Annotated in this window: 28 protein-coding genes; 8 read left to right on the top strand and 20 right to left on the bottom strand. The window is 43.6% G+C overall.

Annotated features, from left to right (window positions below; all coding sequences use genetic code 11):
- Nucleotides 1–76 precede the first annotated feature (76 nt).
- The 3 genes from IGJ17_RS05685 to IGJ17_RS05675 are packed head-to-tail and all read right to left on the bottom strand — an operon-like array spanning nt 77 to nt 2,822.
- Nucleotides 77–1,054 (bottom strand): FecCD family ABC transporter permease, encoded by a 978-nt coding sequence (locus IGJ17_RS05685; protein WP_016621237.1) that lies wholly within the window; start codon nt 1,052–1,054, stop codon nt 77–79.
- Nucleotides 1,054–2,034, bottom strand: coding sequence for a FecCD family ABC transporter permease (locus IGJ17_RS05680; protein ID WP_086332200.1), 981 nt, complete (start codon nt 2,032–2,034; stop codon nt 1,054–1,056). Before IGJ17_RS05680 ends, IGJ17_RS05685 begins: the two co-directional genes overlap by 1 nt.
- Nucleotides 2,031–2,822: an ABC transporter ATP-binding protein gene (locus IGJ17_RS05675; RefSeq protein ID WP_061053916.1), complete on the bottom strand. Its 792-nt coding sequence runs from the start codon at nt 2,820–2,822 to the stop codon at nt 2,031–2,033. The genes IGJ17_RS05680 and IGJ17_RS05675 overlap by 4 nt, the downstream gene beginning before the upstream one ends.
- A gap of 202 nt (nt 2,823–3,024) precedes the next feature.
- On the opposite strand from IGJ17_RS05675, the gene IGJ17_RS05670 reads away from it, so the two are divergent.
- The 7 genes from IGJ17_RS05670 (at nt 3,025) to IGJ17_RS05640 (ending at nt 7,853) form a co-directional block, all read left to right on the top strand.
- On the top strand, nt 3,025–3,984 hold the full coding sequence (locus IGJ17_RS05670) for an ABC transporter substrate-binding protein (RefSeq protein ID WP_016621235.1): 960 nt from the start codon (nt 3,025–3,027) through the stop codon (nt 3,982–3,984).
- 137 nt (nt 3,985–4,121) lie between these two features.
- Nucleotides 4,122–4,271, top strand: coding sequence for a 50S ribosomal protein L33 (gene rpmG / locus IGJ17_RS05665; RefSeq protein WP_005229384.1), 150 nt, complete (start codon nt 4,122–4,124; stop codon nt 4,269–4,271).
- 330 nt (nt 4,272–4,601) lie between these two features.
- Nucleotides 4,602–4,853: a hypothetical protein gene (locus tag IGJ17_RS05660; protein WP_005237045.1), complete on the top strand. Its 252-nt coding sequence runs from the start codon at nt 4,602–4,604 to the stop codon at nt 4,851–4,853.
- A gap of 70 nt (nt 4,854–4,923) precedes the next feature.
- Nucleotides 4,924–5,334: a FosX/FosE/FosI family fosfomycin resistance hydrolase gene (gene fosX / locus IGJ17_RS05655; RefSeq protein WP_008381069.1), complete on the top strand. Its 411-nt coding sequence runs from the start codon at nt 4,924–4,926 to the stop codon at nt 5,332–5,334.
- A 64-nt stretch (nt 5,335–5,398) separates the two neighbouring features.
- Nucleotides 5,399–5,785, top strand: coding sequence for a VOC family protein (locus IGJ17_RS05650; RefSeq protein WP_061053912.1), 387 nt, complete (start codon nt 5,399–5,401; stop codon nt 5,783–5,785).
- Between the two features lie 254 nt (nt 5,786–6,039).
- Nucleotides 6,040–7,434, top strand: a complete 1,395-nt coding sequence (locus tag IGJ17_RS05645; RefSeq protein WP_016613094.1) for a Y-family DNA polymerase — start codon at nt 6,040–6,042, stop codon at nt 7,432–7,434.
- Between the two features lie 143 nt (nt 7,435–7,577).
- The gene (locus tag IGJ17_RS05640; protein ID WP_008381063.1) at nt 7,578–7,853 is read left to right on the top strand and encodes a hypothetical protein; all 276 of its coding nucleotides are present in this window, start codon (nt 7,578–7,580) and stop codon (nt 7,851–7,853) included.
- A gap of 35 nt (nt 7,854–7,888) precedes the next feature.
- On the opposite strand, the gene IGJ17_RS05635 is transcribed toward IGJ17_RS05640, so the two are convergent.
- The 4 genes from IGJ17_RS05635 to IGJ17_RS05620 form a co-directional block, all read right to left on the bottom strand.
- The gene (locus IGJ17_RS05635) at nt 7,889–8,347 is read right to left on the bottom strand and encodes a hypothetical protein (protein WP_008381061.1); all 459 of its coding nucleotides are present in this window, start codon (nt 8,345–8,347) and stop codon (nt 7,889–7,891) included.
- A 67-nt stretch (nt 8,348–8,414) separates the two neighbouring features.
- On the bottom strand, nt 8,415–8,783 hold the full coding sequence (locus IGJ17_RS05630) for a thioesterase family protein (protein ID WP_008381059.1): 369 nt from the start codon (nt 8,781–8,783) through the stop codon (nt 8,415–8,417).
- Nucleotides 8,784–8,790: 7 nt separating this feature from the next.
- Nucleotides 8,791–10,005: a CCA tRNA nucleotidyltransferase gene (locus IGJ17_RS05625; RefSeq protein WP_086299632.1), complete on the bottom strand. Its 1,215-nt coding sequence runs from the start codon at nt 10,003–10,005 to the stop codon at nt 8,791–8,793.
- Nucleotides 9,992–10,342 carry a nucleotide pyrophosphohydrolase gene (locus IGJ17_RS05620; protein ID WP_008381054.1) on the bottom strand — a complete coding sequence of 117 codons (351 nt, stop codon included), beginning with the start codon at nt 10,340–10,342 and terminating at the stop codon, nt 9,992–9,994. Before IGJ17_RS05620 ends, IGJ17_RS05625 begins: the two co-directional genes overlap by 14 nt.
- A gap of 136 nt (nt 10,343–10,478) precedes the next feature.
- Here IGJ17_RS05620 and IGJ17_RS05615 point away from each other — a divergent pair, with 136 nt between their 5' ends.
- Nucleotides 10,479–11,384 carry a YitT family protein gene (locus tag IGJ17_RS05615; RefSeq protein WP_005237068.1) on the top strand — a complete coding sequence of 302 codons (906 nt, stop codon included), beginning with the start codon at nt 10,479–10,481 and terminating at the stop codon, nt 11,382–11,384.
- A 44-nt stretch (nt 11,385–11,428) separates the two neighbouring features.
- Here IGJ17_RS05615 and IGJ17_RS05610 read toward each other — a convergent pair whose 3' ends face one another.
- The 13 genes from IGJ17_RS05610 to IGJ17_RS05550 all read right to left on the bottom strand — a co-directional run bounded on the left by IGJ17_RS05610 (nt 11,429) and on the right by IGJ17_RS05550 (nt 26,031).
- Entirely contained in the window at nt 11,429–11,986 is a 558-nt protein-coding gene (locus IGJ17_RS05610; RefSeq protein WP_008381051.1) for a YpiB family protein, read from the bottom strand.
- A gap of 9 nt (nt 11,987–11,995) precedes the next feature.
- A complete protein-coding gene (locus IGJ17_RS05605) occupies nt 11,996–13,255 on the bottom strand; it encodes a tetratricopeptide repeat protein (RefSeq protein ID WP_061053910.1) in 1,260 nt (419 codons plus the stop codon).
- Complete coding sequence (locus IGJ17_RS05600; RefSeq protein WP_008381049.1) at nt 13,256–14,305, bottom strand: hypothetical protein; 1,050 nt, start codon at nt 14,303–14,305, stop codon at nt 13,256–13,258.
- Nucleotides 14,306–14,471: 166 nt separating this feature from the next.
- A complete protein-coding gene (gene ilvA, locus IGJ17_RS05595; RefSeq protein WP_061053909.1) occupies nt 14,472–15,725 on the bottom strand; it encodes a threonine ammonia-lyase IlvA in 1,254 nt (417 codons plus the stop codon).
- Nucleotides 15,726–15,736: 11 nt separating this feature from the next.
- Nucleotides 15,737–16,726, bottom strand: coding sequence for a ketol-acid reductoisomerase (gene ilvC, locus IGJ17_RS05590; RefSeq protein WP_005237076.1), 990 nt, complete (start codon nt 16,724–16,726; stop codon nt 15,737–15,739).
- Nucleotides 16,727–16,776: 50 nt separating this feature from the next.
- The gene (ilvN, locus tag IGJ17_RS05585) at nt 16,777–17,253 is read right to left on the bottom strand and encodes an acetolactate synthase small subunit (protein ID WP_005229349.1); all 477 of its coding nucleotides are present in this window, start codon (nt 17,251–17,253) and stop codon (nt 16,777–16,779) included.
- Between the two features lie 4 nt (nt 17,254–17,257).
- Nucleotides 17,258–18,958, bottom strand: a complete 1,701-nt coding sequence (gene ilvB / locus IGJ17_RS05580; protein ID WP_086332198.1) for a biosynthetic-type acetolactate synthase large subunit — start codon at nt 18,956–18,958, stop codon at nt 17,258–17,260.
- A 2-nt stretch (nt 18,959–18,960) separates the two neighbouring features.
- Nucleotides 18,961–20,649, bottom strand: coding sequence for a dihydroxy-acid dehydratase (gene ilvD, locus IGJ17_RS05575; RefSeq protein ID WP_008381045.1), 1,689 nt, complete (start codon nt 20,647–20,649; stop codon nt 18,961–18,963).
- Nucleotides 20,650–21,216: 567 nt separating this feature from the next.
- A complete protein-coding gene (locus tag IGJ17_RS05570; protein WP_003126821.1) occupies nt 21,217–21,492 on the bottom strand; it encodes an HU family DNA-binding protein in 276 nt (91 codons plus the stop codon).
- A 234-nt stretch (nt 21,493–21,726) separates the two neighbouring features.
- Nucleotides 21,727–23,037: a ribosome biogenesis GTPase Der gene (gene der, locus IGJ17_RS05565; RefSeq protein ID WP_005237082.1), complete on the bottom strand. Its 1,311-nt coding sequence runs from the start codon at nt 23,035–23,037 to the stop codon at nt 21,727–21,729.
- Nucleotides 23,038–23,200: 163 nt separating this feature from the next.
- Nucleotides 23,201–24,415, bottom strand: a complete 1,215-nt coding sequence (gene rpsA, locus IGJ17_RS05560) for a 30S ribosomal protein S1 (RefSeq protein WP_005229333.1) — start codon at nt 24,413–24,415, stop codon at nt 23,201–23,203.
- Between the two features lie 212 nt (nt 24,416–24,627).
- Nucleotides 24,628–25,299 carry a (d)CMP kinase gene (gene cmk / locus IGJ17_RS05555; RefSeq protein WP_005237085.1) on the bottom strand — a complete coding sequence of 224 codons (672 nt, stop codon included), beginning with the start codon at nt 25,297–25,299 and terminating at the stop codon, nt 24,628–24,630.
- 105 nt (nt 25,300–25,404) lie between these two features.
- Nucleotides 25,405–26,031, bottom strand: a complete 627-nt coding sequence (locus IGJ17_RS05550) for an SAG1386/EF1546 family surface-associated protein (protein WP_005237087.1) — start codon at nt 26,029–26,031, stop codon at nt 25,405–25,407.
- Nucleotides 26,032–26,095 lie beyond the last annotated feature (64 nt).

The following is a 26,095-nucleotide window of genomic DNA, read 5'->3' as shown; positions in this document are numbered from 1 at the left end:
CAGAAATAGTACCAAAAACTGTGTCCAAATAGCAAACTAGAATCGCAGATTTCTTGGCAAGATCATGACTATCTGCTCATCCTTCTTTACGCCGGATCAGTAAAAAGACAAAGTACGGTGCCCCCACGATAGAAATGATGATACCAGCTGGGATCTCACCGCTTGTCAATAGTAAACGACCGATCGTATCACTTACTAAGACCAGCAGACTGCCGATCATTCCCGCTAAGAAAAAGGCACTGCGAGATTCTCTGCCGATGAGTCCCTTGGCGATATGAGGCGCCAATAAGCCCACAAAGGCTAAATTACCGGTATAGCCAACCGTACTGGCAGCCAAACCAACCGCAATCACTAAAAACCACGTCCGCAACCGTGTCAAAGAAACCCCTAAGCTAATTGCCTGTTCCTCACCAAAACCAAGCAGATTAAGTTTAGGTACGGTCCAGAAAGCTGCGACAGACAATACGATGACCCAAGGAAGCAGACTGGTAATTTGCTGCCACGAGGTTCCCCAGATAGATCCAGAAAGCCATGCTGTTACAAAGCGATAGCGGTCTTTTGATAATTCCACCGTAAAAAGTAAAGTAGCCGCGGCCAACCCTGCATTGACGGCGATTCCCGCAAGCAGCACTCGCTCCATCGACAACAATTGGCGGTGTTTATAGGCAATCAAATAGACCAGTACAGCAGCCAACAAGCCACCGAAGATCCCAACGACAGGTAAAAGCTGCGATCCTTGGGTATAAACCCCTAAGTAGATCATTACAAAGAGACCCGCGCCATTGTTGATTCCTACGATACTTGCATCAGCCAGCTCGTTTCTCGTCACCCCCTGCAAGACAAAACCAGAAAAACCAAAGGCACCGCCGGCGATCAGCGCCAGACAAGCCCGTGGTAGTCGAAACTCAGTAAACGTCAGTACCTGACTCGAAGAAGCCGTACCTTGAAAGATTGCCCCTAATGTCTGAAAGGTTAAGATTGTTTTTCCCACCATGACACTTCCTAAAAAAGCGGCCATCACCAGTAGAAAAAAAACAAAGAGTGTTTTTTTCATCAGTCTTCCCTCCGTATCTTGACCAATAGAAAAGGCACACCGATCAATGCCATCAGTATCCCAAAGGGTGTCTCAAAAGGGGGATTGATCAAGCGACCTGCCAGATCAGCGGCCATCACCAGTGTTCCCCCTCCAAGGATCGTCAAAGGCAAAATCAGTTGATAGTTTTTGCCCACCATCCCCCGCACGACATGAGGAACCATTAAGCCGACAAAGCTGACCGGTCCTACAAGCGAAACCGCCATTCCCGCCAAAACTACGACTAACAGTAAGGCAGATGCCCGAATCAGATGCGGGTGCTTGCCTAATGAAATGACGGTGTCATCTCCTAGTGCTAACAGATTGAGGGCTTTTCCTAGCCGTAGCACAAAAACGATGGCGATCAGATAGATGGGGCCCACAAAACGCAGTTGCTGCCAAGTCACATTCGCCGCACCACCGATAAACCAAAAGGCTATCTCTTGGTTTAAATCAAATTGCAATGACAGAGTTTGACTAATGGCTGAGAAAAAAGAACTTAATGCCACACCAGCCAAAATCAGTCCCGTGGGCGACATGCCTAGTTTGGCGTATCTGGTCAGTAAAAAAAGCAGCCCAGTTGCCGCAAACGCACCAAAAAAGGAAAACAGCGCCGCTTGACTCGGTTGCACACTAGGAAAGAGGATAAATGCGATCGCTAGTCCCAAGGCAGCCCCACTATTGACACCTAAAAGACCACCATCTGCCAAGGGATTTCTCGTAATCCCCTGCATGATGGCTCCTGTAACAGCAAAACAACTTCCTACTAGAAAAGCAGCCAAAACACGTGGCAACCGAATATTGCGCAAGACTTGATGCAGCTGATTCTCATAATCAAAAGCAAAGACGGCATCCCAGATCGTTTCAAAAGAAAGGTCCGCTGCTCCTTGAGTGATCGCTAAAAAGAAACAGATAATAAAGCAGCCACTAAAAAGCAGCAGCAGCCAAGGAAACTTTTTCATATCTGCGCTCCTAACTCATAGGTCAAGACCAGCGGCTTTGTACTATTAGGAAAGGTACCTAACACGGCATCGATCTCAAACAAACGCTGCAGCCATTCTTTGGTCAGCACCGTTTCCGGTGTACCGGAAACCAAAAGCTCTCCACCTTTTAATGCGTAAATATAATCAGAAAAACGTGACGCATGATTCAGGTCATGAATCGACATAATGATCGTTTTCCCATAGGTTTTATTGATTTGCTGTAATAAGAGCAAAATTTCTAATTGATGCGCAGGATCTAAAAAGGTTGTTGGTTCATCTAAAATCACGATATCCGTATCTTGCGCCAGTGCCATGGCGATCCAAACGCGCTGCTTTTGTCCCCCTGACAGCGTACTGATCACTTCTTCTGCCAGTGCCGTCAAACCAGTTGCCTGCAAAGACCAGTCGATCGCTGCAAGATCTTGTTCCGATAGACTATTCAGTCCTTTTTGATAGGGAAAACGACCGTAAGAAACAATTTCGCGAATCGTCAAGCCAATCGATGAGTCGCTAACTTGTGAAAGCAGCGCAATCTTTTTAGCCACTTCTTTGGTTTTGATGTTCTGGAGGTTTTGTGTATCTAATAGGACCTCACCAGACAAAGGCTGTAAAATTCGGGCGAGTGCCTTTAAAAATGTCGATTTTCCACTGCCGTTCGGACCAATCAAGCCGATGATTTTCCCTTCTGGAATCTCAATTGTTAGATTTTGCACAATTTTTTGTTTTTGATAGCCGACACTCAAGTCAACTGTTCGTAATTTCGCCATATTCGTCCCCAAAATAATTGATTGATAATGCTTATCAATTATGAATGTAATCCTACTATTCGTCAATAGTTCTAAAAAAAGGAAATAAAAAAATAAGATTGACAAATCAGCGTTTCTCCGTAATAATAGCAATCAGCAAATGAGAATTATTCTCAATTAAAATGATAAGTGCTCATCTTTTAACAAAGGAGGAAGTTTTTCTATGAAACAATGGTCAAAAAGAAGTACTTGGCTTACCCTGCTAGCAGCCTGCTCCCTTACTCTACTGGGTGCTTGCGGTACGAATAATGACTCAACGGATAGCAGTGGATCAGCCACTACTTCTTCAGAAATAGCAACAACCTTTACCGATGCGATGGGAAATGAAGTCACTGTTCCCGAAAACCCACAACGGGTGATCGGTAGTTACTTGGAAGATTATTTGGTCGCTTTAGGGGTAACCCCGGTTGCTCAATGGACAGTCGGCAATGACAGTGATCAAGCATACTTGCAAGACAAACTAGCAGATGTGCCAAGAATCAACTATGATCTGCCCTATGAAGATGTCTTGAGCTTTGAGCCAGACCTGCTGCTGATGGATAGCAATTCCATGGTGGAAGGCGACAAATATGATCAGTACAGTAAGATCGCGCCGACCTATGTGGTCACAAATGGCGAGGAAGTAACCTGGCGTGAACGTCTGACAGATATCGCAAAGGTCTTACACAAAGAAGAGGAAGCTGCCCAAGTAGAAGCTGATTATGATGACTTAGTCGCTACTACCAAGGAAACGTACGCTGATCAAATCCAAGGCAAGTCAATTGCTGTTTTATGGGTGGTCAATAATTCTGTCTTCATGGTTTCAGAAACAAAATCAAGTGGTCAACTGCTGTATCACGAACTCGGTTTTGAAGTTCCCTCGCTTGTTTCAGAAATCAGTGAAAGTGCCACTGCTGACTGGTCTGCCGTTTCTCTGGAAAAATTGGCAGAATTGGATGCCGATTACTTGATTTTAGTGAATAGTGATAAAGGCGCTGATTTTTTCAGCGAACAAGTCTGGCAAAATCTTGATGCAGTCAAAAACAATCATTTATGGGAATTCGGTCCTGAATCAAGCTGGCTCTACAACGGTCCTATCGCCTATACCAAAATGATCGAAGATATCCAGAGCAAATTGGACTAATGCGTTTCAAGTAATTCGTCAAGTAAAACTACTTAACAAATTTCAGGAAAAAGCTAGCATTCCCGCACAAAACATGCTATTATATTTTAGTCTGAGAGATTTCTTAGAGGATTCTTGTATCGTTAGGGGGGAAAATCATGCGCGTAAACATCACATTAGAGTGCACTTCTTGTAAAGAACGCAACTACTTATCAAACAAAAACAAACGTAACAATCCTGATCGTTTGGAAAAGAAAAAATATTGCCCACGTGAAAGAAAAGTTACTTTACACCGCGAAACAAAATAATACTATTTAAGAAGTTCGCAAACGCTGATAACCAAGGCGTTTGCGAACTTCTTTTTTTTCAGACATTTTGCAATGATAGCTGCTGCATTTTTATTTCCCTCTTTACACAACCACTCCCCTATTTTCACTTATTTGCTTTGAACTTTTGAGCCAACTTTTTCTTTGAAGCGACGTATAAATAAATTTTAATGTATAATGTAAAAAAGAAACTAATGTTCAACAAAGGCGGCACATAGAACATGAACTAGCTTTTTCTTCTAGCTGTCCTTTCAATATACTTTGAGTGCCAGTCGATCCTTTCATGCTATACTGCCTATAGGAGGTGAACCCATGCTTGGCAATTTTACGTATCTACCTAGTAACTATCGTCTGTTTTATGGCGCTTTTCTTTTTGCTCTTATTGGAAATATGCTTTTCATTTTCATTAAACACCCTGCTTGGACCTTTAGCTTACCGACAGTGATTATCCTCTTCTTAATAAATGTCTTCTTTTGGACAAAATACAAGAAGAAAGTTATTCCTTGCACAACTGATGCACTGTTTTATGTTCTGCTCTTCCTATTGGTATTTTACAATCACTAACATAATGCTTATTTTGATACTAATTGTTTCTCTTTCCCCTATTTCGTCATAACGAAGGAGTGTTGATGCGATGGAGATTTCCCATATCACGTTGATCGTACAGAATTTAGCAAAGACGACAACGATGCTGGAAACATTGTTTGAAGCAGAGGAAATTTATGATAGCCGAGACCAGCCCCATTCTTACTTCCCAGAAAAATTCTTTTTGATCGATGGCTTATGGCTTGCTGTTATGGAGGATGCCTCCCAGAAGCTGCCGAAAACGTATAACCATATTGCCTTTAAAATCGATCAAACTCAAATCGATTCCTTGATTACGCGCATCCAAGGACTAGGATTGAAGATCGAAAAAGATCGTTCTCGTATCAAAGGCGAAGGTGCTTCCATTTACTTTTACGACGATGACAACCATTTGTTTGAACTACATACTGGTACGTTGGCTGAACGGTTGCACCATTACCGTCTGACAGAAACGAGGTAATCTTCATTGCTAGCAACTGCATTGACTGTTATGGAAAGAATTCCCACAAGAAAGGAAGAAAACAATGAAACTAGATATGGTTGGTATTATCACAAAAAACATGGAACAGGCACTGGCTTTTTATCAAGTACTTGGCTTCACGCCATTAGGTCAGCACTCAGAAGATTATATGGAATTAGCAAACGACGGGGTTCGCATCTCTTTGAATAGCCGCCAGATGGTTGCCGGGATCTACGGACATGCACCAATGACTGTTGGTGACACAATTGAATTAGCCTTTTTATGTGATTCCCCTGAAGAGGTTGATGCCCTTCATGCAAAAGTCGTAGCTGCCGGGTATCAGTCTTTCAAAGAACCTTGGTGTGCCTTTTGGGGGCAACGCTATGCCATCGTCAAAGATATAGACGGCAATCTCTTAAGTTTGTTTGCAATGCTACCTGCCGAAAATTGATTTAAGCTACGACAGTCGGTCCAATGGATCGGCTGTTTTTTTAATCACACCTTCGGGTAAAAAGACAAAATCACGTTTTTATGTCCAATCGGATTCTGATAACCTGAAATGAATGTATCCCTTATAAAACAACGTTTCCCATCATTATAAGCCAAAAATAATCTCTCTATAAAAAAACAAATCCACCCATCCGCTCCTGTTCGCTTGACAAAAAAGAACAAACGTTCGTATAATCTCGGTAAGGAGTGATAAAAATGGGTGGTTTTAATTATGCGCTCGAGCCAAAACGCGATATCTTATTTATCGATGTCAAAAGTTTTTATGCTTCTGTCGAATGCATCTCGCGCGGCTTAGACCCTATCCAAGCGATGCTGGTCGTCATGTCTCATTCTGACAATACTGGAAACGGCTTAATCTTAGCGGCTTCCCCAAAGGCAAAATCGGCTTTAGGAATTTCAAATGTGACCCGCAATGACAATCTGCCGACGCATCCCGATTTGTACAAAGCATCGCCACGTATGAGTTTTTATATCAAAGAAAACACCAAAGTCAATGATGTCTTTCGCAAATATGTTGGACAAGATGATTTGCTGCTCTATTCAATCGACGAAACGATGATGGATCTGACCCGTACACTGGATCTTTTCATTCCTGATAACACGATTTCTCGCGAAGAAAAACGTTGGCTGATTGCCCAGCAAATTCAAAAAGACATTTACGAAACAACGAAATTGTATGTCACCATCGGTATTGGTGACAATCCTTTGTTAGCAAAACTAGCTTTAGATAACGAATCCAAACACAACCGTTCCTTGATTGCCGAATGGACCTACGAAGATGTCCCGACAAAAGTTTGGCAAATCAGCCCCATGACTGAGTTTTGGGGAATCGGTCGACGCACAGAAAAACGACTTCACTTGATGGGGATTGAATCTATTGAACAATTGGCTCATGCCAGTCCTGATCTTTTGCGCAGTCGCATGGGAATCATTGGTGAGCAGCTCTACCATCACGCTCACGGCATTGACCGCACCATTTTAGCCGAACCGACACCGCAGGTCATGGAAAAAAGCTACGGCAATAGTCAGGTCCTACATCGCAATTATTATTTACAAGAAGAAATCGAGATCGTCATCAAGGAAATGGCAGAGCAAGTTGCCGCTCGAATTCGCCGCCATCATTGTCAGACCGCTTGTATCAATGTTTACATCGGCGTAGCCTTTGGTGAAACTGCCTCTGGCTTTTCCCGACAAATGAAAATCCCGCCAACTGACAATACACGTAAGCTTGTTGCTCATTGCCTATTTCTCTTTCGAAAATTTTATACCGGGCAAGTCGTTCGCCACATCGGTATCACCTATTCAAAATTGGTTTATACAGAAAATGTCCAGCTGGATCTTTTTGAGCAAGCAGAAACGCAATTACGCCAGCGTAAATTAGATTTGATCATCGATAAGATTCGTGAGAAATACGGCTTCACTTCGATCGTTCATGCCACAAGCCGAATGGAAGGCGCTCGTGCCATTGCACGCAGCAAATTAGTCGGTGGTCACGCTGGTGGTCTAGATGGGATCGCCAACATAGGACCTGTCCATCAGCAAAAAGAAAAAGAACCGTTTGCTGATGGTTCAAAAAATACTGGCACTTGACTCGTTTTTCTTTCCTTTTCGATGACAAATCTTAAGATAACATTAACAAACGATCCATTTTTTAAAGATTTATGTAATTTCGAGGCCCCCATCTCCCCCTTTACTTCTTTCTAAGGTACTTTAATAGCAAGGAGTGTGAGCAGATGAAAATTGACAAAATCGAATACAAACGAGTCATCAATGGTGCGGGACACCTTGAGTACGATTTGCTGCAATATTTAGAAAAGAATCGGGCGACTGCTGCACAAAACCTGAAACAGTCTGAGATCGATTACCTTCTGGAAAAAGATATTCAGCATCGGATCATTCAACATGCTCGTAAGAGTTTCTTTGGCGATACAATCGTTTTAAAGGATGAATATGCCGAAGATTATCTTTTATTAAAAAAGTATACGGATATGTTCCAAGAAACATTCTAAAAAAAAACGCAGAACCAACTGGTTCTGCGTTTTTCTTATTCTTCGAAATGTTCTTGATAAACATCATCAACCGTTTGATTTGGGTCGATCACGATATACAGACTCTTCGTTTTTTCACTGATTTTTGTTGATTGGTATACATTATCCAATCCTTCCGTATCTTTGTCCTTGTATGGGAAATAAACAAGATCCGGTGTACCGTTACGGTAAAGAATTTCCATCCGTTCAATATCTTCATATTTCAACGCACGAGCAAACATCCCTAATTCAAGTCCGCCTAAGTTGATGTCATGTGTTGCCACATGATCGCCTTCTTGAAAGATTTCAATTTTGAACCCAGCACATGGATGAATCTCAACGAATTCGCTTCCGTGGATACGGCCAAAACTGGTCGTGATTTGTTTGATCCATAAGTCACCGATGTAACGGCGCTCGATCGTCCATGTTTCTCCATTACGGAAATAAAATTTTAAAGCTTTCATTTCTCTAGCCATGACAAAACGCTCCTTTTTATTAATAATACATTTTAATTCTAACACATAGTCGCTACTGGGACACAAATTAACTTTGGTTTTCGTTGACTTTTTTCATAAACCGAGAGATTTCCACCGCCGCTCGTTGATGAGTCCCTTTAGCAATGAGTTGTTGCGCCCCATCGGTCACCTGATAATCAAACTGGAATCCTTGTTCTTTTTCCCATTGTATAAGAACTGTGATTGTCGCTCCGACTGGTGAAGGTTTCAAATGATCGATCGAAAACTTTGTACCGACGGTGGTAAACCCTTTATCTAAAGTAGGCTCAAGTGCTTCCCAACAGGTGTTTTCCACCATTGCGACTAGTCGAGGGGTTGCTAAAACCGCTAAACCGCCAGAACCCAAAACAGCCGCAGTGTCTTGAAGGTCAACGAGAAAGTCTTTTTTGCTTTCCATTCTTCAGTTATCCCTCCTTCGCTAAATATGCTTGGGCAAACGCCAATAGTGCTTCTTTTTCATTAGGGATTTTTCGTGTGATGACTGCAGCTTCGGCAGCGGCCAAGACTTCTTTGAGCCACGGACCAGAAGAACGATCAACTGTCTGCAGTAAATCACGTCCATTGATCGCCAGCTCCTTCAGTGAATGGATCGGTAGCTGCTGATAGCGCTGACTGATTTTTGCAGGATCATTGGGCAGCTTGTCATAACGCAATAATCCTTCAGCTAAACAGGTTGCTTCTAAACCGAACTGATACAACAGCAGATCGTTCCATTCGCCGTTTCGACGCATTAGCAGTGCTTGATAGACCGTTTGTACTTGGCGGATGCAGTCATTCGAACATTTCCAAGCTTTTAAAAAGCTGCGGACTGCCTCAGGAGCTAAACCGATTTGGTCAATGAGCAATACCCAAGCCGTCGTTTCGTTTTCTAATGGGATCGCTGGCAGGTCTGCCATCCGCAGTAACGCCTCACCGTATTCCCGTAAGCCTGGGCAATAGATATAGCATTCGGTTTCTACTAGTGCTCGTAGTGCTTGGTTCCGATGATTGCCTAACAGCAATTTCACGAATTCAATCATGATCCGTTCAACAGAGATTTTCCCCAACAAGGCATGATTCGCATGGATAGCAGCCAATGTTTCTGTTTCTAAAACAAAGCCCAATTGACTGACAAAACGCAGCCCCCGCATCATTCGTAGGGCATCCTCATGGAAACGTTCCTGCGGGTGACCCACTGCTCGTAAAATCTGATTGTCGATATCTGCCAGACCATCGAAAAGATCAATGATGACCCCATCTTCTTGAAGTGCCAATGCATTGATGGTAAAATCCCGCCGCTTTAGATCTTCTTTCAAGGAACGGACAAAATCAACTTTGTCAGGTCTGCGATAATCCTGATAGGCGGCTTCGGTTCGAAAGGTGGTAATCTCATATTGCGCCTGTTCCCACAAGACCAGCACCGTCCCATGCTCGATACCAATGTCAATGGTTCGAGGAAAAAGCGCCTTGATTTCGGCTGGAAACGCACTGGTAGCAATATCGACATCATGGATCGGCTGGCCTAAAATCGTATCCCGCACGCTGCCGCCAACAAAGTATGCTTCATAGCCCGCGGCTTCGATTTTTTTTAGGAGTGGCGCAGCTTCTGCAAATTCTTTTGGTAGTTTAGTCAGCTTCATGTACTTTCCCATCTTTTCTTTCAAAACGATACGCATCCCGCTGATTGAATTTTGCCATATTTTCCTCAAACACTTCAGTCAGGTCGATGTCTAGTGAATTGGCCATGATCATCGTCACAAAGAGTACATCGCCCAGTTCTTCTGCCACGGTCTTTTCAACTTCATCGCTTTTTTTATTTTTTTCCCCGTAATAGTGATTTACTTCTCGCGCCAATTCGCCAACTTCTTCAGTCAAACGAGCCATTTGGGCGAGGGGGCTGAAATAGCCAGTTTTAAATTGTTGAATATAGGCGTCGACTTCTTCTTGCATCGATGCCAAGGAACGTTTATCTGTCATCTTCTTCACCCTTTCTCGTTTATCTTACCAAAAGAATGGCTGCCTGCCTAGATAGAGCCCCCTCAGGATTTGTTGTACATTCAATGATTTCGTGCTACATTGATACTTGTGGAAGTTGAATAACGGAGGAAACAGGATGCGGGCATTTTTTTCATGGCGAACGATTCGCGACATTGTTTTGATTATTTTCGGTACGAGTATTTATGGCTTCGGTCTAGTCTATTTAAATATCCCAAATGACTTAGCAGAAGGCGGTGTGACAGGGATCACCTTGATCCTGCGAGCCTTATGGGGAATCAATCCTGCCATTAGTACATTGATCTTAAATATTCCGATCATTTTGATCGGTGGCAAAATTCTTGGTCGACGCTCATTAGTGTATACGATTTTAGGAACCTTTGGTTTGTCTTTTTGGTTGGCATTTTGGCAGAGTGTTCCCCTGTTGATCGATCTACAGCATGATCTACTGATCGTCGCACTCTTGGCTGGTTTGATTGCAGGGATCGGTAGTGGGATCGTCTACAAAGTCGGTGGAACAACAGGTGGCGTCGATGTACTGGCGCGCATTTTAGAGAAAAACTTTGGGGTGACGATCGGGCGGTCGCTTTTGATCTTTGATGTGTTCGTCCTGTTGCTTTCTTTGACCTATATAGATTTGAACCGCATGATGTATACCTTGATTTTTTCTTATGTCTTCACTCGTGTGATCGATTCGATCTTAGACGGCGGCTATTCAGCCAAAGGGATTTTAGTGATCAGCAATCATAGCGAAGAGATAGCTCCTGTTTTAATGGATGAATTGGAACGCGGTGTCACGTTTTTACAGGGCGAAGGGGCTTACTCAAGAGTATCGAAACAAATCATTTATATGGTGGTCAGCGGACGGGAGATTTCTGAAGTCAAGCGCATTGTTCATGACTTTGATCCGCAAGCGTTTGTTTCTGTCATCAATGTCCATGAAGTCGAAGGCGAAGGCTTTACCTACTTAAGACCTAAGTCACGGTTCTTACAGCGCAAAGCAGCGGTCTCTAAAACAAAATAAAGACTAAAAAAGCAGTCCCGGTTAAAGGACTGCTTTTTTATTTGTCAGCGGCTTTCTTCTTTTTGTTGGAGCAAGTGCCGATTTACTTCATCGGAAAGTTCCAAGAAGGCATCACGATCCCCATTTTCCAATGCTAGATCGATCTGCCGATACAAGGTATCAATTTTGGTTTTTGCTTCTTCTTTTTCAAGGTACTGGGTAACATGTTGGGTCATTTCTTGATCCAAGTGGTCGTTCCAACGTTCATAAGGATTGTCTTCTAAAACTGCTAAATAAAAGGATTGCGACCAAGAATCTGGAAAGAGACATTCAAGATACAAGGGTTGTTTCCAATTCATGCGAATCTCGTGAAAAATCTGATCAATGTCATAAAAGGTCTGTCCTTCGATACTCAAGACAAAGGGTTCGCCTCCAACTTCCGTACTGCGGACACTTAAGCCCCGTTTGGCTGCGGCTGCCCCTTCTACAAAATGAACATTGGCCAAGATCGCTTCATGGTTCGCCAGATAGTTTAACACCCAAGAGACTTCTCGGCGGCTGAAGGAAACGGTCGAAACTAACCAATTAAGAAACTTTTTCTTTTCTTGTACATTGATGTTCATTTCTCTCACCTATCTTTCTAATAAGTCCTCCACGATCGACTGTACTTCTAAATCACCTGGTTCGTGTGCCAAATAATGTTGTAGCAAATGAAGAGCTTCAGGTAAACGCCCTTCTTCACGTAAGAAAATGCCGTATTCCTTCATAAACGCCGGTTCATGGTGCAAATCAGCATTGGCTTCTTCGTAATATTTTGCTGCTTTGTCAAAATCTTCTAACGCATTGAAGGCTTGCGCTAGATTCCATAAAGCGTGAGGCTGTTCATTGTCTTCCATTCGCTCGATCGCCAAGATCGCTTCTTGCCAACGCGCTTCATTCAAGTATAAATTACTTAAAGTCAGTAATGTATCCTCTTCTTTTTCACCAGTTTCCAGTGCTTTAAGTAAAAATGACTCGGCTGCTTCACTGTCATGAAGTCGGTAAGCATTCTCGGCAGCAAAATGATAGAAATCCACTTGATATGGATCTTCATGAATCCCTTCTTCGATCACACGTTGCGCTTCTTCCAGCTGTTCTTCTTCTTGCAATGCTTCAGCCAAATAAAGATACAAGGCCCGGTATTGGGGATTCATGACCCGCAACTGCTGCAAGTAGCGAATCGCTTGTTCATTTTCCTTCAGCTGCAAATAGACTAAAGCCGTTTGAAAGAGACGCTCGTCCGTCTGTTCGTCTTCTAAGCTTGCTTCAAAATATTCCAACGCCTCTTCAAACTTACCTGCCATACTCAATGACGTTCCGGTCCGTTCAACGATCGAAATCCCCGAAATATCCGTAATATCTTCTTCCAGCAATCCTTGATAAAGGTCAACAGCTTCTTGATAGCGATCCGTTGAAAAAGCTAACTCAGCTAAGGCAAAACGAATCAAGGGTTCCTCTGGCACAAGGCTTTGCGCTTCTTTTAATTTGGCTTCGCTGACTTCCGGAATACCGATCAGTTGATAGAGATCCGCACTCAATAACAAGGCTTGCAGATAAGCTTCACTCGTTGGTGGTATTTGATCGATATAGGTGAAGGCTGTTTCAATCTGGTCTTCTTCCATCGCAATTTCCGCTAAAGGAAGCAGCAAAGCTTCATTTTCAGGATGCCGCTGCTGCAAGGTTTCAAATAACGTTTTCGCCTCTTCTAAAAAACCGATCTGCAGTAATTCATCGCCTAAAGCGCCAAGTGTTTCATCATCATCTTTTTGCAGTGCTTCGGTAAAATTCAATTGTGCTTCAGCCAACTCTTCTGCGGCTAGTGCTTTTAACATTTTTTCACTATAAGTTTCCATTTAGACCCCTCGAATCTCATTGATTAATCGCTGATAAGTCTCCATCGTTTGGACAAGATCTTTCTCCTCGATTTCCGTTCTGCCCCCTATTGTACCAACTTTTGCCAAAAATAACAGTTTTTTTTCTTTTTGCTGCAATTCTAGTACACGGCTGAAATATTCGCTTAAGGAAAAAGACTCGGGCAATTCGATAGGAAAGCCTAATCGTGCAAGCCATTGGCAAAATACTGGCAGATCGACAGTCAACTGCTGCTGCTGGACTGTCCAAATAAAATGAAACAAAAAGCCAAAGAACAATTTCATCGCATCAGACAGCAAGTGACCATTTTCTGTTTGATAAGCAGCATCGGCAAAGAGTTGCCCAAACTCCTCTAATTCGCGTCCCGACTGCTGATACAATTGGATCAGCTGATTGGTATAAGCTGCCAACGAGTGTCTCATCAATGCCTGATGACTGGGGTACGTTCGATAAAGTTCCTTTAAAAAATCGCTATCGGCAAGCACGCCACCACGGATCAGGGTCAAAAAGTCGACAAGTTTCCCATCGATTTGCTTTTCGGCAATCGTCTGATCGAAAATAACAAATTGTGGTGCATTAGGATTTTCCAGCATCGGGATATCTGGCTTTTTCACAACGATCGCTGTTTCTTTGACACTTTTGGCTAAGGCCCGCAAGGAAACAGGAATCAACCAAAGCTGTGTCGATAGGACCGAAGTCGCATGGATAAAACTGCTCAGTGCCAATACACCTTCATTCCCAAACCCGACGATCAACAAGGACTCTTGCTTTGAAAAGCGACCGAAGAAATCCATCGCGGCCTTAAATTCACTAAAGTTGTTGCAATACATTTGGTTGGTACAAATATACCAATTGACCTCGCGCGGCAAAAACAGGCGGGTTACTTTTTCTGAAAAGCGGTCATAATAACGCTGATTCGTCAAAATGATCACCTGCTGCGGCTCGATCGACTGTCCTTTCATGACCGATGCCAATGTTTCCCCGTAAGAAATCTGGGTTTCTTGCTCATTTCTGTAAAAAACAGCTTCCATCGGCTCACTCCTTTGTTGCTACTACTTACTATTATAGCAAGAAGCCGTTGAAACACCTACTAAATCGCTAACCATTAGGAAGTATTTTCGCCGATTTGTCCCATGATTCTATGCCAAAAAGCAAAAAACATGGTTTCCTGTATTACAAAGGAAACCATGTTTTTTTCTAAACCAAAAGCGAGTAAAGTGATTGATTTTGCTGAAGGTTGATGTAGCCTTGATCAAACTGTTCAATTCGTGACAGTAATGCGGGTAGATCGTTTTTTTGTTTCAACAAGATTCCCAGCATTACTGGTCCTGTTCCACGATTGATTTTTTTCGTATATTCAAACCTCGTGATATCATCATCAGGCCCTAATACATGGCTAACAAATTCCTTCAACGCACCGGGACGTTGTGGGAAATTGACGATAAAATAATGTTTCAATCCTTGATAAATCAGTGATTTCTCTTCGATCTCTGCCATGCGGGAACTATCATTGTTGCCACCACTCACAATACAGACGACCGTCTTGCCTTTGATTTGCTCTTTGATCTCATCCAGAGCTGCCACGCTCAAGGCACCAGCTGGTTCAGCGACGATCGCTTGTTTGCTGTATAATTCTAGAATCGTTTGGCAGATTCCACCTTCTTCCACCGTTACCAATTGATCCACATAGCGTTTGGCATGGGCATAGGTCTGAGCTCCGACTTGTTTGACTGCCGCACCATCGACAAAGGTTTCAATATGCTCTAAAGCCACCGGTCCTTGGTGATCAAAGGCTGCTTGCATCGAGGCGGCCCCTACAGGTTCTGCTCCAACAACTTTTATATTTGGCTGCTTTTCTTTCAAATAGGCTGCGGTCCCGCTGATCAAACCACCGCCACCAATGGCTGCCACCACCAAATCGATCGATACTTGTTTTTTTTCAGCATCCGCCAACATTTCCACGGCTACTGTTCCTTGTCCTGCGATAATATTGGGATCATCAAAAGGAGCAATGAAAGCCATTTGCTTTTCTTTTGCAAATTGTTTGGCAGCCTGCGCCGCCGCATCAAAGGTATCTCCCACCAATTCGATTTTGACGTAGTCGCCGCCGAAAAAGAGAACTTGCGCGACTTTTTGTTGCGGCGTCGTTGTTGGCATGAAAATGACCGCATGGATCTGCTGTTCTTGGCAGGTATAAGCAACGCCTTGGGCATGATTTCCGGCACTGGCACAGACGACGCCACGACTGGTCTGCACAGGATCTGCTTGGGTGATCGCATAGTAGGCACCTCGTAATTTGAAGGAGCGGACTTTTTGCAAGTCCTCTCGCTTCAACAAAACCGTCGCTTGGTATTTTTCAGATAAAAAGCGATCATACTGCAGCGGTGTATGACTAACTGCTCCCCGCAGTCGTTCATATGCTTGTTCGATTGCAGAAACTGTCACCAACAAACGCGCCACCTCTAATCTTTCGCAACAAACGGCATCATTTTCCGTAACTCGCTGCCGACTTTTTCAATTTGATGGTTGCTGTTTTCTTCACGCATTTTATAGAATTCAGGGAAGCCATTTTGATTGTCTTCAATGAATCCTTTCGCGAATTGACCATTTTGGATATCTGTCAATACGGCTTTCATGTTTTCTTTGGCTTGTGCGGTGATCACCCGAGCACCGGAAACGTAGTCGCCATACTCTGCCGTATTCGAGATCGAATGGCGCATTTTTTTGAATCCTCCTTCATAAATCAAGTCAACGATCAGTTTCAATTCATGACAAACTTCAAAATACGCCAATTCCGGTTGGTACCCGGCTTCTACCAATGTTTCAAAGCCCGCTTCGATCATGCTGGTCAAACCGCCACAAAGTACGGCTTGTTCCCCGAAAAGATCGGTCTCGGTCTCTTCTTTAAAGGTCGTTTCCAAAACGCCGACCCGTGTGGCACCAATGCCTTTTGCATAAGATAAAGCTGTCGCTTGTGCGTTGCCAGTCGCATCTTGATAGACTGCAAACAAGGCTGGCACCGCAAACCCTTCGGTAAAGGTTCGACGCACCAAGTGGCCCGGTCCTTTAGGCGCAACTAGGAACACATCCACCTCTTCTGGCGGCGCGATCACATCAAAATGAATATTAAAACCATGCGCAAATGCTAATGCATTGCCGGCAGAAAGATTCGGTTCGATCTCATTTTTATACAACGATCCTTGGATCTCATCGGGTGCCAAGATCATGACTACGTCCGCTTTTTGAGTGGCTTCGGCTACTGGAAAGACTTCAAATCCGTCGTTTCTTGCAGCTTCTGCTGACTTTCCTTCACGAATGCCGATAAAGACTTCATGACCTGTGTCCCGTAAATTTTGCGCATGAGCGTGCCCTTGAGAGCCGTAGCCGACGATCGCAATCTTCTTGTCTCCTAGATTATCTGTAACTTCCTCGTTGTAATATACTTTTACCATACTTGTTTCCTCCGAATTCTTTCTTTATTTTAAGCAATTCAAAATTGCACTTACCCTCTTGTAAAGCCAGTGACACCCGTTCGTGCCAACTGTTTGATCCCGTAGGGACGCAAAACTTCGATGCATGCTTCTACCTTTTTCGTATCGCCGGCAACTTGCACAACGATCGTTTTCAGTGCGACATCGACAATGTGCGCTCGAAACGGATCAATCACTGCTTGGATCTCCGAGCGGCTAGTGGTTGGTGCATTGACTTTGATCAGCACCAGCTCTCGTTCGATATGAGGAACTTCTGTAATATCAGAAACCTTCAAGACATCTATTTGTTTATTTAAATGCTTGGTCACTTGTTCTGTTTCTGCCAAATCGTTCACGTTGACAATGATCGTCATTCGTGAAAACTCTGGCCGTTCCGTTGTGCCGACAGAAATACTCTCGATATTGACCTGCCGGCGGTTTAAGACACTCGTGATGCGGCTCAAAACACCTGCTTCATTATGGACGATTGCTGCTAATACCCGTTTCATCCCCTTAGACCCCCATCATTTCATGATTGGCTTTCCCCGGTGGGATCATCGGCAACACATGCTCTGAGGGCGAGACCATTACTTCGATCAGTTGCGGCCCCGTATGTGCAAAAGCTTCCGCTAGCATAGCAGAAAGCTGAGTGGGTTCATCGATCCGACAGCCTTCGATGCCATAAGCTTGTGCTAGTTTAACAAAATCAGGTTGCTGTGCAAAAACAGAGGCAGAGCGTCGTTTGCCATGAAATGTTTCTTGCCATTGGCGGACCATTCCTAACGAACGATTATTCAACAAAACAAATTTGACATTCAAGCCATACTCATTCAAAATAGCAAATTCCTGGTTTGTCATTTGGAACCCGCCATCGCCAACAAACACCACGACCATTTTTTCTGGATGAGCAAATTGGACGCCAATTCCCGCAGGGATACCATAGCCCATCGTGCCTAGTCCGCCACTGGTGATCAACTGCTTAGGAAAGCGAAACGGATAATACTGCGCGACCCACATTTGATGCTGCCCAACATCGGTGATGACGTAAGCCTCTCCTTTGGTCAAACGCCCTACTTCTTCGATGACTTTTTGCGGTTTGATTTCTTGTGCTTGAGTGCGATCATAGCGATAAGGTTTTTCCGTCTTCCGTTTTTGACATAGATCCGACCAGGTAGACCACGTTCCTCTAGTTGGCGGATACCGTAGCATCTGTTTCAAAGCAGCCTTGGCATCGCCGACGATTGGGATCTTTGTCTCTACAATCTTGCCGATCTCCACCGGGTCGATGTCGATATGAGCAACGATGGCCTGCTTACCGAACTGACTGCCGGCAGTCGCTAAGCGATCATCGAAGCGAGAGCCGATATTGATAATCAAATCGGCTTCTGATAAAGCCATGTTCGCCGCATACGTTCCATGCATACCGCCCATGCCCAAGAAAAATTGATGATCATTTGGCAGTAAGCCTAAGCCGAGCAACGTTGTGACTGTCGGCAACTTGTACTTGGCAATAAATGCATTTAATTCAGCCGCAGCTTCAGCCGCGATCACGCCTGCACCAGCCAGTACCACTGGTCGCTGTGCTTTTTCTAAAACGTGCATCAATTTTTCAATTTGCAGACGGGAAGGCTCTGCATTCGGTTGATAACTTTTCCTTGTGATCGGCAATGAGCAGGTTTCAGCGGTTTCTTGCAATGTAATATCTTTCGGAAGGTCGATCACAACAGGTCCCTTACGCCCAGTTGAAGCGATGTGAAAGGCTTCAGCGATCACTTTCGGTAAGTCATCCACACAACGGACTTGGTAATTGTGTTTCGTGATCGGCAACGTGATACCTAGAATATCCGCTTCTTGAAAAGCGTCTTTGCCAATTCCTGGTACGGCCACTTGCCCCGTGATAACCACCAACGGTACGGAATCGCTCATAGCATCGGCAATGCCAGTAACGACATTCGTAGCACCTGGACCACTTGTCACTAAAACGACCCCAACATTGCCAGTAGCTTTGGCATAGCCTTCAGCGGCGTGGATCGCGCCTTGCTCGTGACGCGTCAAAATATTCGGAATCGCTGCATCATATAATTGGTCATATAACGGTAAGACGGCGCCACCCGGGTAGCCAAAGATCATTTCGACGCCTTGCTCTTGCAAGCTGTCCACTAACACTTGCGCGCCAGTCCTTAGATGCGATGCTTGATAGTCGATGTTTTCCATTGCTACTCCTCCTCATCAGGTACTCGCATAATCCCGCCCGTATTCGCAGAGGTCACTAAAGCGGTATAACGTGCAAGCCATCCTTTTTTTACTTTTGAACGAAACTTCGGTCGTTCTTGCGCACGCTTGGCAAGCTCTTCTTCTGAAACTTGCAGATTTAGCGTTCGATTTGGCAAATCAATAATGATCTCATCGCCATCGTTGACTAGTCCTAATGGACCACCGGCTGCAGCTTCCGGAGAAATATGTCCAACTGCGATCCCCCGCGTCGCTCCTGAAAAGCGGCCGTCTGTAATCAAGGCGACATCTTTGCCTAACCCACGACCAACGATACTTGAGGTAGGCGCCAGCATTTCCGGCATTCCCGGCCCCCCTTTCGGGCCTTCATAGCGGATCACTACGACATGTCCTTTTTGTACGGTATGATTGTCAATTGCTGCGACTGCTTCATCATGAGAATCAAAACAGATCGCTTTCCCTTTGAACACTTGGACACTTGGATCAACCCCGCCAACTTTGATGACACTGCCTTCTGGGGCGATGTTTCCGTACAAGATCGATAGACCGCCAACTGGACTATACGGATTTTCTTTCGGATGGATGACTTCTTCGTTGTGGATCTTCGCTTCAGCGACATTTTCTCGCAACGTCTTACCGGTAACAGTCGGTCGATCGGGATGAATCGCTCCCTCGATATCACATAGCTCCCTAATGATCGCTGAAACCCCACCGGCTTCATGGACATCATGCATTGAATAGGCTGATGATGGCGCGATTTTTGAGAGATAAGGCACTCTTTTAGCGATTTCATTGACCCGTCTTAAGTCATAATCGATCTCAGCTTCATTGGCGATCGCTAAGGTATGCAGCACTGTGTTGGTGGACCCCCCCATCGCCATGTCTAAAGCGAAGGCATCATCAATAGCTTCTTTGGTCACGATGTCTCGAGGTTTCACTTGTTTTTCAACAAGATCCATCAACTTAAAGGCGGCTTGTCTAACTAGTTCTCGTCGTTCTTCAGACACGGCAAGAATCGTACCATTGCCTGGCATTGCCAATCCTAAGATCTCTAAGAGACAGTTCATTGAATTGGCAGTAAACATCCCTGCACAGGAACCGCAAGTCGGACAGGCATTTTGTTCCATAAACTCAAAATCTTCTTTTGTCATATTACCCGTCTTGTACGTCCCAACGGCTTCAAACATGGAAGATAAGGTTATTTGATGTCCCCGAGGATCAATGCCGGCTTTCATAGGACCGCCGGAACAAAAAATTCCTGGTACGTTGGTCCGCATGGCTGCTAAGATCATGCCAGGAGTGATCTTGTCACAATTTGGGATATAAAATACGCCGTCAAACCAGTGGGCATTGATGACGGTTTCTGCAGAATCAGCGATCAATTCTCGGCTAGGTAGCGAATATCGCATACCGATATGTCCCATAGCAATGCCATCATCTACGCCGATTGTATTGAACTCGAAAGGGATGCCGCCAGCTTCACGAATCGCTTCTTTTGCGATATCTGCTAACTCCCGTAAATGCACATGCCCAGGCACGATATCGATATAGGAATTACATATCGCAATAAATGGCTTGTTCATATCATGGATATTTTTAACTTGTCCTGTGGCATAGAGCAGACTCCTAGCTGGCGCTGCATCGATCCCTTTTTTAATTTGATCACTTCTCACACTCATCATCTCCTGCATTTTGGAATAAAAAAAAGCATCCCGGTTATAAAAAACTGGGATGCTTTGCCAGAATCCCATTTTACTTACGCAAATAGGACTCAAACAAACGGATAATTTTTGCTTCCGTGTTCTAAGTCCTGGTATCAATAATAATGACTAATAAATATTGATTAAAATTACGCATAGAAAATGGCTCCTTCATTAGAAATAGTAACGTTCTTGTAATTGTTTACCAATATACCCTTTGCAAAATCACTTGTCAACGAATTTTCTGAATTTTTTTTCAATAATGACAATTCTAAGGAACCCTTTCTCACATCAGATGTCATTTAATCACTTGCTTGTTTTGATAAAAATGACTTTTAAATCACCTTTATTCTTGCTTGAGAATTAAAGTGTGCCAGCAACCCATGTTTTTTTAAGATCAAAAGAAAAACAAAAAATAATTTTGAATTTTCTGACAATAACAACCGATTCTTTTCCCATTCGTTCCGCCTGCATGGTGGCAGTCCCTAGTTAGACAAAAGAAAAAACCCTTGATTACTCAAGGGTTTCTACAAGACTCAATTATTTCACTGCGTCTTTAAGAGCTTTACCTGGTTTGAATGCAGGTACTTTGCTAGCAGGGATCTTGATTTCTTCACCAGTTTGTGGGTTGCGTCCTTTGCGTTCTGCACGAGAACGAACTTCAAAGTTACCAAAGCCGATCAATTGAACTTTTTCACCGTTAGCTAAAGCGTCTTGAATTGTTGAGAATACAGCGTCTACTGCTGCAGTTGCGTCTTTCTTAGTTAAGTCAGTAGCTGCTGCAACTTTTTCGATTAATTCTGCTTTATTTGCCATGGATGGTTTCACCTCCTGATATTTTTTTTGATGTCATGCATCAACAAAAATCTTGAGTGGTCCAAGGTTTTTGTCAAATATTGATTACCATCAATATTCTGATATAACGTTATCATAAGAACCTTGTAATATCAAGGATTTTAACGTTTTTAGGGGGTTTTTTTTTGGTTTTTTCCCATTTTTCTAGAAAAGGACAGATTTCTTTGTAAAAAGAAACAAAGTATGATAAAATCTCTATTTTCTTCTGCGTGGAATGATCCGAATCGGCGTTCCTTCAAAAGTGAATGCCTTGCGGATTTGATTTTCTAAGAAACGCGCATAAGAGAAATGCATCAGTTCTTCTTCGTTGACAAAAATAACAAAAGTTGGCGGTTTGACAGCCACTTGCGTCGCATAAAAAATCTTCAAACGTTTGCCTTTGTCTGTTGGTGTTGGGTTGATCGCCACCGCATCCATAATGACGTCATTCAACAACGCAGATGGAATACGCATGTTTTGATTCATGCTGACTTCTTCGATCAACTGCGGCAACTTATTCAAGCGCTGTTTCGTCACTGCGGAAACGAAAATGATTGGTGCATAATCCAAATATTGGAATTCATCTCTGATTTCTTCTTCAAAATCACGCATCGTATTCGTTTCTTTTTTCAATGTATCCCATTTATTGACAACGATAATGATTCCACGGCCTGCTTCATGGGCATAGCCAGCGATCCGTTTGTCTTGCTCGCGAATTCCTTCTTCGGCGTTCAAGACCATCAAGACGACGTCTGAACGTTCAATGGCCCGCATTGCTCGCATGACACTGTATTTTTCAGTAGATTCGTAGACCTTCCCTTTTTTACGCATGCCGGCGGTATCGATCATGGTAAATTCTTGACCGCTTTCGCTAGTAAAATGGGTATCGATCGCATCACGAGTCGTTCCTTCGATATCTGAAACAATTACTCGCTCTTCTCCAAGAATCGCATTGATCAAGGAGGATTTCCCGACGTTTGGTCGACCGATCAAACTAAACTTGATAATGGAATCGTCTTCTTCTTCCGCTTCATTGGTAAAGTGTTTGACTGCTTCATCTAGGACATCACCGATCCCTAATCCATGACTTCCTGAGATTGGGTATGGATCGCCCAGACCTAAACCATAAAATTCATAGATATCGTTGCGCATCTCGGGATTATCAACTTTGTTGACCGCTAAAATCACGGGTTTGTTGCTTTTGTATAACAAACGAGCCACAAGCTCGTCAGCATCTGTTACTCCTTCACGAGCACTCGTAATAAAAACAATGACATCTGCTTCATCGATGGCGATTTCTGCTTGATGCTTGATTTGATCCATAAACGGCTCATCACTTAAATCGATCCCACCAGTATCGATTACGCTAAACTCACGGCCTAGCCATTCACCAGTGGCATAAATACGATCTCTGGTCACTCCTGGAGTATCCTCAACGATCGAAATTCGTTCTCCAGCTATCCGGTTGAAAATGGTCGATTTCCCCACATTCGGACGTCCAACGATCGCTATTGTTGGATTTGACATTTTTTACCCTCCATTTAAAAAAGCAGTCCTTGTACGCTGCTTCTTGTATTCAATCTTACTTAGTTTACCTAAAGCCATGGAAAGTTGCAAGCTTTCTCGGCAAACAAAAAATCAGCTTATAACAAATTCAAACATCGAATCGTTATAAGCTGATGGCATACAATTACTCTTCGTCGCTGTCTTTTAAGGCATCGCCTAAGATATCACCCATGGTAAACCCAGTTGATTCTTCTGGCAATTGATAATCATCCTCTGAAACTTCTTGTGTTTCATTGGTATTTTCTGCTTTTTCTAATGCTTTGATACTTAATGCGATTCGGTGTTCTGAAGGGTTCACTTCGAGCACTTTCACTTGCACTTCATCGCCTTCTTGTAAGACTTCATGTGGTGTCGCAATGTGTTTATGGGAGATTTGTGAAATATGGATCAGCCCTTCAACACCTGGGAAGACTTCCACAAACGCACCGAAGCTTGTCAAACGTTTAACAGTCCCAGTTAAGACACTGCCAACAGCCGCTTGCTCTTCAATATTGGTCCAAGGTCCAGGCAATGTGTCTTTGATTGAAAGAGACACACGTTCTTTGTCTGCATCAACAGATAAGATACGGACGTTGACGGTATCTCCCACAGACAAAACGTCACTCGGTTTGCCAACATGCCCATGTGAAATTTCAGAGACATGGACAAGTCCATCGATGCCGCCTAGGTCCACGAAGGCACCAAAGTCAGTCAAACGAGCTACTTTTCCTTCTACTTCTTGTCCTTCATATAAATCAGCTAGTAAAGCTTCTTTTTGTTTTGCTTTTTCTGCTTCAACAACAGCTTTATGAGAAAGGATCAAGCGGTTTTCAGAAGGCTCGATCTCAACGATTTTAAAGGTCAATGTTTTCCCTTTGTAATCTTCAAAATCCGCAACAAAATGATCTTCGACCATTGATGCTGGAACAAACCCACGAACCCCTACGTCAACCACTAATCCGCCTTTAACGACGTTGGTGACTGGTGCTTCGATGATTTTTCCTTCTTGGAAATCTTTTTCGATATCTTCCCAAACTTTTTTCGCATCTAAGCGACGTTTAGAAAGGAGATAGCTGCCATTTTCTTTGTCTTTCCCAATTGCTGAAATCACAACTAATTCTAAGACATCCCCTACTTTGACTGCTTCGTTGATGTCTTCAACAGGTAAAGTCGATAATTCTTTTGCAGGAACAACGCCTTCGACACCGGCGCCTTCGATCCCTACGATCGCTTGTTTATCCTCAATGGCCAATACCTCGCCTTTAACGATATCTCCAACTTTTACTTCTTGGAAATTGTCTAAAGCGGCTTCCATTGATTCATTTCCACTCTCAACCTGATTATTTTCAAATTCTGTCATCTCTCATGTCCTCCTAACCAACAATTCTGCAATAATTGCACTACATCTTTTAGTTTAAAATAGAATGAAAAAAAAATAAAGCGATTTCTCTTATTTTCCTAAAAAACTACGGTTTTTTCGTTGAAAAAGTCTTTTCACGTCTGTTTTCTTGCTTGCTTTCATCTTTTTCGTAGGAAAAATAAAAAAACAATGGGGAACACCCATTGTTTTCGCTAGTCGATCTTTTCTTGGATCGTTTTTTTGATCGCTTCTACGACTTGCTCGATTGTTAAACCGGAGGTGTCAATTCGAACGGCATCTGTTGCTTGTTTCAAAGGGGAGACTTCCCGATGAGAATCCAAGTAATCTCTTTGCTGAATCTCTTCTTTTAAAGTTTCATAATCGGTACCGATCCCTTTTTGCTGATTTTCTTTGAAACGGCGCTGCGCCCGTTCTTCCACACTTGCTACCAGAAAAATCTTGACTTCTGCTTGTGGTAAAACCGCCGTACCAATATCGCGGCCATCCATCACGACACCGCCATCTTTAGCGATCATCTGCTGTTGTTGGACTAGTTTTTCGCGGATCGCAGGGTATGCCGATACCTTCGAAACTGCGTTGGTTACTTCTGGCTGACGGATCGCTTCTGTGACTTGCTCTCCTCCTGCAAAGACCTCTTGACCGTGTTCAGTCGGTTCAAAAGTGATGGGGTATTGATCGATCAAAGCAGCGATCGCCGCTTCATCCTCTAATGAACAGCCGCTTTTTAAGGCCAAATACGTGATGCTGCGGTACATGGCCCCGGTATCTGTATAAATAAACCCTAAATCATTGGCGATGATTTTTGCCACGGTACTTTTCCCAGATGACGCCGGACCATCAATAGCGATGTTGATTTTTTTCATTTTTCTTACTCCTCGTTTCCCAACGATGTGTATTCCTTCATCGTTTCTGCTTATCGTTCACCTTGGCTTCTTCCTACCAAGAAAAAAAACCGCCAAAGCGGTTTTTTATTTAATTCGTAATGTGTCGCCAGGGTATAGCATGTAGTTGTTTGGATCAATCCCATTTAATTGATATAGGGTTTCAACTGAGATGCCTGTACGGGCTGCCACTTGTTCAGGACCTTCACCTGCTTGCACCGTCGTGTATTCCTCGGTACCAGTCGCTCCTTGCCCTTGATTATTTTGCGTAGTGTCTTGCCCTGCATTGTTTTCCTGTTGAGCCGGCTCACTACTACTTGATGGCGTTGTTGAAGCTGGTGCAGAACTGCTACTGCTTGATGAAGAACTTGATTCACTTGTTGACGAACTCGTTTCACTTGTCGATTCAGCAGTTGATGATTCCGTTGTTGATGACTCGGTTGTCGAAGATTCTGTCGTACTTTCTACTGTACTGCTTGAACTTGCTGCGGTCGGGGCATCACTGTTATGATTCAATACCCAAATACCGGCACCAACCGGAATTGCCACGATCAAGAAAAGCAAAACTAAAACGATCGTCAAAAAGAGTGAATTCCCACGCTTTTGTTTTCTTTGTTGGGATCTTGATGCAGAATCATCGTATTCTGTATCATATATTGGTTGTTCCCACGGTTCTTGATTTTCTGAATTGTAGTCATTGTCTTTCTTGCTCACTCGTATTCCCTCCTAGTTTCCTTCCGATGTATTATACCATAGGTAAATAAAAACTGTCCTGCAA

The organism is Enterococcus sp. DIV1096b (assembly GCF_050498765.1).
Classification (GTDB): domain Bacteria; phylum Bacillota; class Bacilli; order Lactobacillales; family Enterococcaceae; genus Enterococcus_D; species Enterococcus_D entomosocium.
This window is presented reverse-complemented; position numbering and strand designations above follow the sequence as displayed.

What these genes read in the sequence shown, in the direction of transcription:
- IGJ17_RS05660 (WP_005237045.1), top strand. Translation starts at nt 4,602, where the DNA reads ATGCTTGGCAATTTTACGTATCTACCTAGTAACTATCGTCTGTTTTAT.
- rpmG (WP_005229384.1), top strand. Translation starts at nt 4,122, where the DNA reads ATGCGCGTAAACATCACATTAGAGTGCACTTCTTGTAAAGAACGCAAC.
- IGJ17_RS05635 (WP_008381061.1), bottom strand. Translation starts at nt 8,347, where the DNA reads ATGGCTAGAGAAATGAAAGCTTTAAAATTTTATTTCCGTAATGGAGAA.
- fosX (WP_008381069.1), top strand. Translation starts at nt 4,924, where the DNA reads ATGGAGATTTCCCATATCACGTTGATCGTACAGAATTTAGCAAAGACG.
- IGJ17_RS05675 (WP_061053916.1), bottom strand. Translation starts at nt 2,822, where the DNA reads ATGGCGAAATTACGAACAGTTGACTTGAGTGTCGGCTATCAAAAACAA.
- IGJ17_RS05615 (WP_005237068.1), top strand. Translation starts at nt 10,479, where the DNA reads ATGCGGGCATTTTTTTCATGGCGAACGATTCGCGACATTGTTTTGATT.
- IGJ17_RS05685 (WP_016621237.1), bottom strand. Translation starts at nt 1,054, where the DNA reads ATGAAAAAAACACTCTTTGTTTTTTTTCTACTGGTGATGGCCGCTTTT.
- ilvN (WP_005229349.1), bottom strand. Translation starts at nt 17,253, where the DNA reads ATGAAACGGGTATTAGCAGCAATCGTCCATAATGAAGCAGGTGTTTTG.
- IGJ17_RS05645 (WP_016613094.1), top strand. Translation starts at nt 6,040, where the DNA reads ATGGGTGGTTTTAATTATGCGCTCGAGCCAAAACGCGATATCTTATTT.
- IGJ17_RS05625 (WP_086299632.1), bottom strand. Translation starts at nt 10,005, where the DNA reads ATGAAGCTGACTAAACTACCAAAAGAATTTGCAGAAGCTGCGCCACTC.
- IGJ17_RS05600 (WP_008381049.1), bottom strand. Translation starts at nt 14,305, where the DNA reads ATGGAAGCTGTTTTTTACAGAAATGAGCAAGAAACCCAGATTTCTTAC.
- ilvC (WP_005237076.1), bottom strand. Translation starts at nt 16,726, where the DNA reads ATGGTAAAAGTATATTACAACGAGGAAGTTACAGATAATCTAGGAGAC.
- der (WP_005237082.1), bottom strand. Translation starts at nt 23,037, where the DNA reads ATGTCAAATCCAACAATAGCGATCGTTGGACGTCCGAATGTGGGGAAA.
- IGJ17_RS05605 (WP_061053910.1), bottom strand. Translation starts at nt 13,255, where the DNA reads ATGGAAACTTATAGTGAAAAAATGTTAAAAGCACTAGCCGCAGAAGAG.
- IGJ17_RS05630 (WP_008381059.1), bottom strand. Translation starts at nt 8,783, where the DNA reads ATGGAAAGCAAAAAAGACTTTCTCGTTGACCTTCAAGACACTGCGGCT.
- ilvB (WP_086332198.1), bottom strand. Translation starts at nt 18,958, where the DNA reads ATGGAAAACATCGACTATCAAGCATCGCATCTAAGGACTGGCGCGCAA.
- IGJ17_RS05620 (WP_008381054.1), bottom strand. Translation starts at nt 10,342, where the DNA reads ATGACAGATAAACGTTCCTTGGCATCGATGCAAGAAGAAGTCGACGCC.
- rpsA (WP_005229333.1), bottom strand. Translation starts at nt 24,415, where the DNA reads ATGACAGAATTTGAAAATAATCAGGTTGAGAGTGGAAATGAATCAATG.
- IGJ17_RS05640 (WP_008381063.1), top strand. Translation starts at nt 7,578, where the DNA reads ATGAAAATTGACAAAATCGAATACAAACGAGTCATCAATGGTGCGGGA.
- IGJ17_RS05680 (WP_086332200.1), bottom strand. Translation starts at nt 2,034, where the DNA reads ATGAAAAAGTTTCCTTGGCTGCTGCTGCTTTTTAGTGGCTGCTTTATT.
- IGJ17_RS05570 (WP_003126821.1), bottom strand. Translation starts at nt 21,492, where the DNA reads ATGGCAAATAAAGCAGAATTAATCGAAAAAGTTGCAGCAGCTACTGAC.
- cmk (WP_005237085.1), bottom strand. Translation starts at nt 25,299, where the DNA reads ATGAAAAAAATCAACATCGCTATTGATGGTCCGGCGTCATCTGGGAAA.
- IGJ17_RS05610 (WP_008381051.1), bottom strand. Translation starts at nt 11,986, where the DNA reads ATGAACATCAATGTACAAGAAAAGAAAAAGTTTCTTAATTGGTTAGTT.
- IGJ17_RS05650 (WP_061053912.1), top strand. Translation starts at nt 5,399, where the DNA reads ATGAAACTAGATATGGTTGGTATTATCACAAAAAACATGGAACAGGCA.
- IGJ17_RS05670 (WP_016621235.1), top strand. Translation starts at nt 3,025, where the DNA reads ATGAAACAATGGTCAAAAAGAAGTACTTGGCTTACCCTGCTAGCAGCC.